This window comes from Malaciobacter mytili LMG 24559 (assembly GCF_003346775.1).
Lineage (GTDB): Bacteria > Campylobacterota > Campylobacteria > Campylobacterales > Arcobacteraceae > Malaciobacter > Malaciobacter mytili.
In genome coordinates this window covers 2,577,891-2,588,065 of the sequence record NZ_CP031219.1, presented here as the reverse complement: position 1 = coordinate 2,588,065, position 10,175 = coordinate 2,577,891, and the positions used below count along the sequence as shown (strand labels likewise).

Here is a 10,175-nt window from a genome sequence, read left to right as displayed (position 1 = left end):
AACTTCTCTTTTACATCTTTTTATTACTTCATATTTTTTTTAAAGAAATTTAGATATAATCGACACTTCTTTAAAAGTATAAACTCAAAAAAAATAGGAAAATTATGTCAAAAGAGCTACTTCAAAAACAAGCTAATACGATTAGATTTTTAGCAGCTGATATGGTACAAAAAGCAAATTCAGGACACCCAGGTGCACCAATGGGATTAGCTGATATTGCAACAGTTTTAAGTAATCACTTAAATATCAACCCTTCAAATGATAAATGGTTAAATAGAGATAGATTAGTATTCTCTGGTGGGCATGCAACAGGACTTGTTTATTCATTACTTCATTTATGGGGATTTGATGTAAGTGTTTCTGATATGAAAAATTTTAGACAATTACATTCAAAAACACCAGGTCATCCTGAATATGGACATACTCATGGAGTTGAAATTACAACTGGACCTTTAGGTCAAGGTATTGCAAATGCAGTTGGTTTTTCAATGGCTTCAAAATATGCACAAAACCTTTTAGGAAAGAATGTAATAAATCATAAAGTTTATTGTTTATGTGGAGATGGAGATTTACAAGAGGGTATTTCTTATGAAGCTTGCGCAACAGCAGGTCACTTAAACTTAGATAACTTAGTAATTATTTATGATTCAAACTCTATTACAATTGAAGGTGATACTTCTATTGCTTGGAGTGAAAATGTTAAAAAAAGATTTGATGCAATTAATTTTGAAGTAATAGAAATAGATGGACATAACTTTACTCAAATTGATAATGCAATTACAAAAGCTAAAGAGTGTGATAAACCAGTTTTAATTATTGCTAAAACTGCAATTGCTAAAGGTAGTGCAACTATGGAAGGAAGTCATCATTCTCATGGTGCTCCATTAGGTGAAGAAGAGATTAGAGCTTCTAAAATTAAAGCTGGGTTTGATCCAGATGAAACTTTTGCTGTACCTTATGATATAAAAGGTGCTTTTGATAAACTAATCAAAGGTGCAGAAGCAGAAAATGCTTGGAATGAATCATTAAGTGAAGAGACAAAAGCAAAAATTGAAGCTTTAGCTAATCCAAATTTTGATGCTATTGAATATCCAGATTTCTCTGAAGTTGAAAAAATAGCTACAAGAGATTCTAATCATAAAATCTTAAATGCAATTGCAAAAGCAATTCCAGGTTTCTTAGGTGGAAGTGCTGATTTAGCTCCTTCAAATAAGACAGAATTAAAAGATATGAAAGATTTTCCAAATGGTAGAAATATTCACTTTGGTATTAAAGAACATGCAATGGCGTCAATTTGTAATGCTATGAATTTATATGGATTATTTAGAGTATATAGTGCAACATTCTTTGTATTTTCTGATTATTTAAAACCAAGTGCAAGAATTGCTGCTTTATCAAATATACCACAACACTTTATTTGGACACACGACTCTATTGGAGTAGGTGAAGATGGTCCAACACATCAACCAATTGAACATTTATCTCAATTTAGAGCATTACCAAACTTCTATACATTTAGACCAGCAGATGCTACAGAAAATGTTGAGTCTTGGAAAGTAGCTTTAAAATTAAATGCTCCAAGTGCCTTTGTATGTTCAAGACAAGGTTTAGAAGTATTAAAACCTCAAAAAGCTTTTGGTGAAGTTGCAAATGGTGCATATTTACTTAAAGAAAGAGAAGGTGCAACAATTACAATTATGGCTTCGGGAAGTGAAGTTATGTTAGCTTTAAAAACTGCTTGTCATTTAGAAGAAGAAGGAATTTTAGCAAATGTTGTTTCTGTTCCTTGTTTTGATTTATTTATTGAACAAGATAAAGAGTATATAGAAAAAGTAATTAATAAAAATACAAAAGTATTTGCTGTTGAAGCAGCAAGAGGTTTAGAATACTATAAATTTGCTGATGTGGTTTATGGTATGGATACTTTTGGAGCAAGCGGTCCAGCTGATAAATTATTTGAAGAATTTGGATTTACTATTAAATCTTTAAAAGAAAAAATTAAAAATGATTTATAATAAAAATAGATGAGATTTCTCATCTATTTTTACATTTTCCTACAATATTATATATATACACAACTTTCTATACAAAAATAATCCCTTAAAAAGCCATATTTTGACTTTTCTTATAACTACTTATATATTTTTTAATAAAAAGCAAAAAAAATTGTTAAATTTACTGAAAAGATAACTTTCAGGTCATATTACCTTTATAAAATTACTTAAATAAAAAAGATAAGGTTATTATAAGATTATATGGAGGTAATCAATGGAAAATGTTATTGAAGCATATACAGGAGTAACAACTCAAGGTAAAAAGAGTAGAACTCCTGCAAAATTAGATATGTGGTTAACAGGGACTGGTGTATTTTTAGCACTATTTATGATGGGACATATGTTATTTGTTTCTACAATTTTACTTGGTAAAGATGTAATGTACAAAGTAACAAAATTGTTCGAATTAGAATTCTTATTTGAAGGTGGAATTCCTGCAATTGTTAGTGTATTAGTTTTTGCTATTAGTGCAATTTTTATTATTCACGCAATTTTAGGGGTTAGAAAGTTTCCAATTAGTTATAAGAGTTATTTAAAAATAAATGAACACTCAAAAATGATGAAACATAGTGATACATCAATGTGGATGTTTCAATGGATAAGTGGTTTAGTAATGATGTTTGCTGCAATGATTCACTTATTTATTATGTTTACACAACCTCAAAATATTGGTCCATTTGCATCTGCATATAGAGTAGTAGAAAATCATATGTGGTTATTATATGTTGTTTTATTAATCTGTGTTGAAATTCATGGTTCAGTAGGATTATACAGAGCTGCTATGAAATGGGGATGGTTTGATGGTGAAAATCCAAAAGAGACAAGAGCAAAACTATTAAAAGTGAAAAAGATTTTAAGTTTTGTATTTTTAACTTTAGGTGTAGTTACATTATTAGCATATATTAAAATCGGATTAGAAAATGATATAGCTCCTGGTCAAAAATATAAACCAGAAGTAACTAGCTTACATACAATTGAGAAATAAGGGTTTAAAATGAAAATTAAATATTGTGATTCATTAGTAATAGGTGGAGGATTAGCAGGTCTTAGAGCTGCCGTTGCCACAGCAAATAAAGGTTTAAGTACAACAGTATTAAGTTTAGTACCAGTTAAAAGATCTCATAGTGCAGCAGCTCAAGGTGGAATGCAAGCTAGTTTAGGTAATGCAAAAATGAGTGAAGGTGATAATGAAGATGTTCACTTTGCAGATACTGTAAAAGGTAGTGACTGGGGATGTGATCAAGAAGTTGCAAGAATGTTTGTTACAACTGCGCCAAAAGCTATTAGAGAGCTAGCAGCTTGGGGTGTGCCTTGGACTAGAATTAGAAAAGGTAACCATGAAGCAGTTATTAATACTAAAAAAACAACAATTTTTGAAGATGATGATAAACATGGATTAATTAACTCAAGAGATTTTGGTGGAACTAAAAAATGGAGAACATGTTATACATCAGATGCAACTGGACATACAATGCTTTTTGCAGTTGCAAATGAAGCGATTAAAAGAGAAGTAAATATTGAAGATAGAAAAGAAGCAATAGGACTTATTCATAAAAATAATAGATGTTATGGAGCAATTGTAAGAGATTTAGTTACAGGTGAAATTATCGCTTATGTTGCAAAAGGAACATTAATTGCAACTGGTGGATATGGAAGAATCTATGAAATTACTACAAATGCAGTTATTTGTGAAGGTATTGGTACTGCTATTGCACTTGAAACAGGTATTGCAAAACTTGGAAATATGGAAGCTGTACAATTTCACCCAACACCACTTTTCCCATCAGGGATTTTATTAACAGAAGGATGTAGAGGTGATGGAGGTGTTCTAAGAGATGTTGATGGACACAGATTTATGCCAGATTATGAGCCAGAGAAAAAAGACCTTGCTTCAAGAGATGTTGTTTCAAGAAGAATGATGGAGCATATTAGAAAAGGTAAAGGTGTTGATTCTCCTTATGGAAAACACTTATGGTTAGATATTTCTATTTTAGGAAGAGAACATATTGAGAAAAACTTAAGAGATGTTCAAGAAATTTGTCAATATTTTGCAGGAATTGATCCAGCAGATGAAGGTAAAAAAGGTTGGGCACCAGTTCATCCAATGCAACACTACTCAATGGGTGGTATTAGAACTAAACCAACAGGTGAATCTCCTACATTAAAAGGTTTATTTAGTGCTGGTGAAGCTGCATGTTGGGATATGCATGGATTTAATAGACTTGGTGGAAACTCAGTATCAGAAACAGTTGTAGCAGGTATGATTGTAGGTAACTATTTTGCAGATTTTTGTTTAGATAGTGAAATTGATATTGATACAAAAACAGTTGAAGAATTTGTAAGTGCAAAAGAAAACTATATAAAAGAATTATTATCTTTAAAAGGTAATGAAGATATTTTCAAAATTAAAAATAGAATGAAAAGACTTATGCAAGAGTACGTAGGTATTTTTAGAGATGGAATAGGACTAACTAAAGCTGTTGATGAATTAGAAGATTTATTAAAAAGAGTAAAAAATATTACAGTTACAAATAAACAATTAACAGCAAACCCTGAACTTGAAGAAGCATATAGAGTGCCTATGATGTTAAAAGTTGCATTATGTGTTGCTAAAGGTGCATTAGAGCGAACAGAAAGTAGAGGGGCTCATACAAGAGAAGATTATCCAAAAAGAGATGATGCTAAATGGTTAAAAAGAACTCTTACTTCTTGGAAAGAAGGAGATACATTACCTACAATTGAGTATGAAGACTTAGATATTATGACAATGGAAATACCTCCAGGATTTAGAGGATATGGAGCTAAAGGTATGATTATTGAAAATGAATTATCTGCAATTAGACAAGCTGAAGTTGATAAATTAAAAGAAGATATGGAAGCAAGTGGTAAAGATAGATATGAAGTTCAACATGCACTAATGCCATTTTCATTACAACAAGAGTATAAAAGAAAAAATAAAAGATTAGGAGTTAAATAATGGCACGGCAATTAACAATAAAAGTACTAAGATATGATCCACAAAATTGTGAAAGCAAACCATATTTTAAAGAGTACAAATTAACAGAAACAGATAGTATGACAATTTATTTAGCTTTAACTCAAATCAGAGAAACAATGGATGCAGGTTTAAGCTTTGACTTTGTATGTAGAGCGGGTATTTGTGGTAGTTGTGCCATGATGATTAATGGAAGACCAAAATTAGCATGTAGAACACTAACAAAAGATTTAGATAGTGAAATTATACTTTTACCTCTTCCTGCTTTTAAATTAATTAAAGACTTATCTGTAAATACAGGTGAGTGGATGGAAGCTATGACTAAAAGAGTTGAAAGCTGGATTCATACAAATAAAGAAATAGATATTGCTGATTTAGAAGAAAGAGTAGATCCAGATGTAGCAGATGAAGTATTTGAACTTGATAGATGTATTGAGTGCGGATGTTGTGTGGCAGGATGTGGAACAAAACTTATTAAAGAGGACTTTATTGGAGCTGTTGGTTTAAATAGAGTTGCAAGATTTGAATGTGATCCACATGATGAAAGAACAATGGAAGACTACTATGAATTAGTAGGAGATGATAATGGAATTTTTGGATGTATGACTCTTCTTGGTTGTGAGGATACTTGTCCAAAACACCTTCCTTTACAAAATAAAATTGCATATTTACGAAGAAAATTAGTTACTGTAAAATAGTATCAAACAACCAAAAATAAAAAGTCCTTTTCCCATCAGGGCTTTTTACAGAAGTTAAAACGTGATTTTTTGGAGGTAAAACTCTTTGACTGTGAGCCTACTTCTCCAAAAAATCTACCTTTATAAATAATTTACGAAAAAACGAAGATAGTAAATTACCAGTCACAGGGTTCTCTCTCATCCTTGACAATAGTCGACTAATGTTTTTAAAGTGTGACTGGTAAGTTTAAATAACGCTCATTAACGAAGAAAAGCATACTATAAAATAGTAGAAAACAGTCACTGCAAAATAACTTAAAAAAAACCTATAAAATCCATATTTAAAAATAAAATCACAAAAAATTACAAAATATTATAAATAATATTCAAAAAGTGAATAATCGTTCAAAAAGTCACTTTTAGTTCACTTTACAGGTATAGAATTCCTTTAAGTAAAAAATTAAACTCTTAATTTAAATTAAAATTAAGGATTGTTTTTTTAATAATTTTATTTAAAGGATTTATTATGACAATGAGAATGGAGCATGATCTTTTAGGTGATAAAGAGATCTCTAATGACGTGTACTATGGAGTACAAACTGCAAGGGCAAAAGAAAACTTTAATATAACTGGAATTACATTATCACAATTCCCTACATTTATTGTGTCTTTAGCAAAAGTTAAAAAAGCTTGTGCTTTAGCAAACCATAAATTAGGTTTATTAGCAGAAAACAAAAAAAATGCAATTTGTGAAGCTTGCGATGAAATTATTGGTGGTGAACTTCATGAACAATTTATTGTTGATATGATTCAAGGTGGAGCAGGTACTTCTATTAATATGAATGCAAATGAAGTAATTGCAAATAAAGCTTTAGAAATACTTGGACATCAAAAAGGTGAGTATAAAATTGTTCACCCAAATAATGATGTAAATAAATCTCAATCAACAAATGATGCATATCCAACTGCATTTAGAATTGCACTTTATGAAAAAATCTTTGAATTAATTGATTCAATGAAAATTTTAAGAAAATCATTTGCAAAAAAAGCTGATGAATTTAAAGATGTAATTAAAATGGGTAGAACTCAACTTCAAGATGCTGTACCTATGACTTTAGGACAAGAGTTCCATACATATGTAACAATGATTGATGAAGATATTCAAAGATTATTAGAAGCACAACAATTAGTAAGAGAGATGAACTTAGGAGCAACTGCAATTGGTACAGGGATTAACTCTCATCCAGATTATGCTCATGAAGTAGAATTAAAATTACAAGAAGTAACAGGAAGACCATTTGTTACAGCTAAAGACTTAGTTGAAGCTACACAAGATACTGGTGCTTATGTACAAATTTCTGGAGTATTAAAAAGAGTTGCAACAAAAATTTCAAAAATTTGTAATGACTTAAGATTATTAAGTAGTGGACCTAGAACTGGAATTAATGAAATTAACTTACCAGCAATGCAACCAGGTTCTTCAATTATGCCAGGTAAAGTAAATCCAGTTATTCCTGAAGTTGTAAATCAAGTTGCATTCCAAGTAATTGGAACAGATGTAACAATTACACTTGCAAGTGAAGGTGGACAATTACAACTTAATGTATTTGAACCAGTAATTGCATTTAATTTATTTAACTCAATTAATATGATGAAAAATGCTTTTGAAACTTTAGCTTCTAAATGTGTTGATGGAATCACTGCAAATGAAGATAGATGTAAAGAATTAGTATTACATAGTATTGGGCTTGTAACTGCATTAAACCCATATATTGGATATGAAAACTCAACTTCTGTTGCAAAAGAAGCTTTAGATACACATAGATCAGTATATGACATTGTTTTAGAAAGAGAGCTTTTAAGTAAAGAAGAATTAGACGATATTATCAAACCAGAAAATATGATTAAACCAAGGGTTAGATAGTTTTATTAAATAAGTAGTAATTAAAAATTAAGGAGGATGCTATGTTAGGTTTAGAGATTGTAGTAGTATTAGCCGCCATTTTCTTGGGAGCAAGACTTGGTGGTATTGGAATAGGGTATGCTGGTGGATTAGGTGTTCTTGTTTTATGTCTATTTTTTGGACTTAAACCAGGAAGTATTCCAATCGATGTTATTCTAATCATTATGTCTGTTATTGCAGCTATTGCAGCTATGCAAATTGCAGGTGGATTAGATTATATGGTTAAAATTGCGGAGGATATTCTAAGAAAAAATCCTAAACATATTACATATTTAGCTCCTGCTGTTACATATTTTATGACATTACTTGCAGGAACAGGGCATACAGCATATTCAACTCTGCCAGTTATTGCTGAGGTTGCTAAAGAGCAAGGTGTTAGACCTTCAAGACCATTAGGTATCGCTGTTGTTGCATCTCAAATTGCAATTACTGCTTCACCAATTTCAGCAGCAGTTGTTTTCTTTAGTGGTATTTTAGAGCCATTAGGAGTAGGGTACTTAGAGTTATTAGCAATTGTTATTCCAACAACTTTTGCAGCTTGTATGATTACTGCATTTTTTAGTAACTTTATGGGTAAAGATTTAAAAGATGATCCTGTTTATAAAGAAAGACTTGAAAAAGGTCTTATTAAATTAAGAGGTGAATCTAATATTGAGATTAAAAAAGGTGCAAAACTTTCAGTTGCAATCTTTTGTGTAACTATCTTCGCTGTTGTTACATATGCAACTTTAATTAGTAAAAAAGTTGGGATTATTGTTGATCCAGCGTTACCTAGAAATGAAGCGATTATGGTATTTATGTTAGCTTGTGCAACATTAATTACTCTATTATGTAAAATTGATACAGGAAAAATCATTAGTGCTTCAACATTTAAATCAGGTATGAGTGCTTGTATTTGTGTACTTGGGGTTGCTTGGTTAGGAACTACATTTGTTGAAGCTCATATTGATGGAATTAAAACAATTGCTAGTGATTTATTAAATGATTATCCTTGGATGTTAGCTGTAACATTATTCTTTGCAAGTATGTTACTTTATTCTCAAGGTGCAACTACTAAAGCTTTAATGCCAGCAGCGCTTGCACTTGGAGTTGATCCTGTTACTGCGATTGCATCATTTGCAGCAGTAAGTGCTTTATTTGTATTACCTACTTATCCAACACTGTTAGCAGCTGTTGAGATGGATGATACAGGTTCTACAAGAATTGGTAAATTAGTATTTAATCACCCATTTATGATACCAGGTATTATAGCAATTGCCTTAAGTGTTGTATTTGGATTTATTGTTGGTGGAATGTTACTTTAATAAAAGAATCTATGCAAGGAAATTTTCCTTGCATATCTCATACAAAAAAATAAAAAGGAAATACGATGACTAAATTATTAAAAAGAGTTGCGGCGTTATCATTAGTAGGAGCATCAATGCTTTTAGCAAAACCAAATATCGCGATTTTAGCTACAGGTGGAACAATTGCAGGTTCAGGTGAATCATCAGTAAAAAGTGCTTATTCAGCAGGTGCAGTAACAGTTGATAAATTACTTTCAGCAGTTCCTTCAATTAATGAAATGGCAAATATTAAAGGTGAGCAAATCTCAAATATTGGTTCTCAAGAGATGAATAATGAGGTTTGGTTAAAATTAGCTAAAAGAGTAAATGAATTACTAAAAAGAGATGATGTTGATGGAGTTGTTATTACACATGGTACAGATACAATGGAAGCAACTTCTTATTTTCTTGATTTAACTGTTAAAAGTAAAAAACCTATTGTTTTTGTAGGTGCTATGAGATCTGGTTCTTCAATGAGTGCTGATGGACCAATGAATATTTATAATGCTGTAAGTGTTGCTATTAATAAAGAAAGTAATGAAAAAGGTGTTTTAGTTGTAATGAATGATGAAATTCATAGTGCAAGAGAAGTTACAAAATATAATACTTCAGCTGTTAATGCATTTGTGTCTCCAAATACAGGAAAAATTGGTACAGTTTATTATGGAGATGTTCATTTTTATATGACACCAATTAGAAAACATACATATCAATCTGAATTTGATATTGAAAAAATTAACTCATTACCAAAAGTAGAAATTTTATATGCTCATGCAAATGATAGTGAAATTTTTGTTAATGCAGCTGTAAAAGCTGGTGCAAAAGGTATTATTCACGCAGGTATGGGTAATGGAAATCCTTATCCAACTACACAAGAGGCTTTAGGTGAAGCTGTTAAAAAAGGTATAGTTGTTGCTAGAACTTCAAGAGTAGGAAGTGGTAGAACAAACTTACATGGTGAAGTTGATGATGAAAAATATGGATTTATTGCTACAGATAATTTAAATGCACAAAAAGCAAGAGTTCTTTTAATGTTAGGTCTTACAAAAACTCAAGACAAAAAAGCATTACAAGATATGTTTTTTAAATATTAAGAAGTGGTGAAAAGAGAGTTTCTCTTTTCATCTTAATTAATAGAGATTATGTTAAAATTTTATGATA

7 protein-coding genes are annotated in these 10,175 nt (G+C 30.8%); all 7 read left to right on the top strand.

Features of this window, described 5'->3' with window-relative positions:
• Positions 1 to 101: 101 nt before the first annotated feature.
• The 7 genes from tkt to AMYT_RS12575 all read left to right on the top strand — a co-directional run bounded on the left by tkt (position 102) and on the right by AMYT_RS12575 (position 10,108).
• Positions 102 to 2,015, top strand: coding sequence for a transketolase (gene tkt, locus AMYT_RS12605; RefSeq protein ID WP_407657360.1), 1,914 nt, complete (start codon positions 102 to 104; stop codon positions 2,013 to 2,015).
• A gap of 253 nt (positions 2,016 to 2,268) precedes the next feature.
• Positions 2,269 to 3,039, top strand: a complete 771-nt coding sequence (locus tag AMYT_RS12600) for a fumarate reductase cytochrome b subunit (RefSeq protein ID WP_114842875.1) — start codon at positions 2,269 to 2,271, stop codon at positions 3,037 to 3,039.
• A gap of 9 nt (positions 3,040 to 3,048) precedes the next feature.
• Entirely contained in the window at positions 3,049 to 5,031 is a 1,983-nt protein-coding gene (locus AMYT_RS12595) for a fumarate reductase flavoprotein subunit (RefSeq protein ID WP_114842874.1), read from the top strand.
• On the top strand, positions 5,031 to 5,747 hold the full coding sequence (locus AMYT_RS12590; RefSeq protein ID WP_114842873.1) for a fumarate reductase iron-sulfur subunit: 717 nt from the start codon (positions 5,031 to 5,033) through the stop codon (positions 5,745 to 5,747). Before AMYT_RS12595 ends, AMYT_RS12590 begins: the two co-directional genes overlap by 1 nt.
• A 511-nt stretch (positions 5,748 to 6,258) precedes the next feature.
• Entirely contained in the window at positions 6,259 to 7,650 is a 1,392-nt protein-coding gene (gene aspA / locus AMYT_RS12585) for an aspartate ammonia-lyase (RefSeq protein WP_191287699.1), read from the top strand.
• 41 nt (positions 7,651 to 7,691) lie between these two features.
• A complete protein-coding gene (locus AMYT_RS12580) occupies positions 7,692 to 8,993 on the top strand; it encodes an anaerobic C4-dicarboxylate transporter (RefSeq protein WP_114842871.1) in 1,302 nt (433 codons plus the stop codon).
• 65 nt (positions 8,994 to 9,058) lie between these two features.
• Complete coding sequence (locus AMYT_RS12575) at positions 9,059 to 10,108, top strand: type II asparaginase (protein ID WP_114842870.1); 1,050 nt, start codon at positions 9,059 to 9,061, stop codon at positions 10,106 to 10,108.
• The last annotated feature ends 67 nt before the right edge of the window (positions 10,109 to 10,175 follow it).

Excerpts from the sequence above, each read along its gene's own strand:
- AMYT_RS12600 (WP_114842875.1), top strand. The coding sequence starts at position 2,269 with ATGGAAAATGTTATTGAAGCATATACAGGAGTAACAACTCAAGGTAAA.
- AMYT_RS12595 (WP_114842874.1), top strand. The coding sequence starts at position 3,049 with ATGAAAATTAAATATTGTGATTCATTAGTAATAGGTGGAGGATTAGCA.
- AMYT_RS12590 (WP_114842873.1), top strand. The coding sequence starts at position 5,031 with ATGGCACGGCAATTAACAATAAAAGTACTAAGATATGATCCACAAAAT.
- aspA (WP_191287699.1), top strand. The coding sequence starts at position 6,259 with ATGAGAATGGAGCATGATCTTTTAGGTGATAAAGAGATCTCTAATGAC.
- AMYT_RS12580 (WP_114842871.1), top strand. The coding sequence starts at position 7,692 with ATGTTAGGTTTAGAGATTGTAGTAGTATTAGCCGCCATTTTCTTGGGA.
- AMYT_RS12575 (WP_114842870.1), top strand. The coding sequence starts at position 9,059 with ATGACTAAATTATTAAAAAGAGTTGCGGCGTTATCATTAGTAGGAGCA.